This is a genomic window from Rhodococcus sp. R1101, from assembly GCF_000278445.1.
In the GTDB taxonomy this organism is placed as follows: Bacteria; Actinomycetota; Actinomycetes; order Mycobacteriales; family Mycobacteriaceae; genus Rhodococcus; species Rhodococcus gordoniae.
Map to the genome: position 1 here is coordinate 1 of NZ_AJVB01000619.1, position 1,914 is coordinate 1,914.

The 1,914-nt window shown below is 68.6% G+C and carries 2 protein-coding genes; one reads left to right on the forward strand and one right to left on the reverse strand.

The window, feature by feature from the left end; all coding sequences use genetic code 11:
* Nucleotides 1–957: PucR family transcriptional regulator (locus R1101_RS0122405; RefSeq protein ID WP_016935454.1), on the forward strand; the 957-nt coding region annotated here is incomplete at its 5' end.
* A 6-nt stretch (nt 958–963) separates the two neighbouring features.
* On the opposite strand, the gene R1101_RS0122410 is transcribed toward R1101_RS0122405, so the two are convergent.
* Entirely contained in the window at nt 964–1,689 is a 726-nt protein-coding gene (locus R1101_RS0122410; protein WP_016935455.1) for an alpha/beta hydrolase, read from the reverse strand.
* Between the last annotated feature and the right edge of the window lie 225 nt (nt 1,690–1,914).

Consider the following 1,914-nt stretch of genomic DNA (forward strand, 5'->3'; position numbering starts at 1 on the left):
GAGGCGCTGGCGGGACTCAGTGAGGATGCCGGAGCGGTGACGCAGGCGGGGGTGGAGATCCTCATGAGGCTCTCGGCCGGGATCGACGGGGTGTCCCAGACGCTGCTGGGAGTGTACGAGTCGGAACGCGACACCTGGTTGCTCAACCGCAACGCCTCCCGAACCGCCCGGATCCAGGACATTCTGGCCGGACGTCCCATCGAGGTCGGGGACGCCGAGCGCACCCTGGGATATCGGCTCGGGCAGCACCATCTCGGCGTGATCGTCTGGACCGACGACATCCAGGTGGCCGGCGGCGACCGGTCCGGGACCGAATGGAACGGGCTCGAGCAGGCGGTGACGGTGCTCACCGAGCACCTCGGAGTCGGTGGTCGAGCGCTGTTCGAGCAGTCCGACGAGTACACGGCCTGGGCGTGGATACCGCTCGGTGCGGTCGACCACGTCGATGCGAGCATGTTGACCGAGATCGTTGCGGCGTGGCAGCGACCCGTCGGTGTGGCGCTCGGCGCACCTCACGAGGGCATCGACGGTTTCGTCCGCACTCATCGGCAGGCGGCTCAGGCGCGGGAGGTGGCTCTGACGTCCGAGCTGCCGGGGCCGCGGCTCGTCTCGATCGACGAGGTCGGCGCGGTGGCGCTGATGTGCACGAACCTCGATTGGGCGCGTGCGTGGGTGGGTGATGTGCTCGGCCGGCTCGCCGCAGATGATCCCGGCGCCGCGCAGCTACGTCACACCCTCCGCGAATTCCTCGCCAGTGGAGGAAGTTTCGTGGCGACTGCCGAACGGCTGCACCTGCACAGGAATTCGGTCGCCTATCGGATCAGCAAGGTGGAGGAGCAGATCGGTCACAGCGTGCGCGAACATCGACTCGATCTCGAGAACGCGTTGGCTCTGTGTCACTGGCTCGGACCCACCGTGCTCGCACCGGATCCCGAAAGCCCCTTGCCGCCCGGGTGAGGGCGGTCATCCGGCCCGGCGGCCCGGGACGACGGCCCGAACGAAACGTCCGATCTCGCCGATCGCCCGGATCTCTTCGGGTAGCAGATCGGCAGCGATCGGGAAGACGTGTACCTGGCGGTCCCAGACCTGCAGCTCGCATGCGGTGCCGGCCTCGGTGAGACGCTCGGCCATCGACTCCGCATCCACCAGGAACAGTTCGTGCGATCCCACCTGGACAAGTGTGGGCGGAAGTCCCGACAGATCAGCATCGGCGGGACAGACCCGATCCCGCTCGTCCCCGAGACCGGCCAGGCCCGCCAGCGCTTCGAGCGCCTTGCCGGGCAGCAGTGCGCACCGCGCCGCGTTCGAATGTCCGAGCTTGCGGGTGGGATCCAACTCGGTGAGCGGGGACAACGCGACGATCGCCCCGGGCGTCGGCAATCTCCGGTCGCGCAGTGTCAGCGAGACCATGAACGCGAGATAGGCGCCGGCCGAATCCCCGGCGACGACGATCTGCTCCGGCCGGTACCCCGCGGCGAGAAGGAAGCGGAAGGCATCCACCCCGTCGTCGACGGCGTCGTCGATCGAGTGCTTCGGCAGCATCCGGTAGTCGACCATCAGCACCGGCGTTCGTCCCGCGTCGGAGATTCGCGACACGAGACGCAGGTGGCTGCGCATCCCTCCGCACAGGAAGCCACCCCCGTGCAGGTAGAGCATCACCCGGTCGAAACCCGCACGTGGTCCTTCCACCCAGAATCCGCCACAATTCGGAAGTGCGACCGGGGCGGACCCCGTCCCGTCGATCGCCGGCAGCGCCGAGCCTGGGGGCTGGCACCGTGGAACTCGCGTCGGCGGACAGCGGTCGGAAGGCCAGGTGGGGTTTCGGCCCCCGGGCTTCGCGGGGGGCGGATGGCGCGCGCACGTCGCGTGCGGTCGTCACAGGAGAACTCCTCACAAACCGGTCGAATGTCTGGG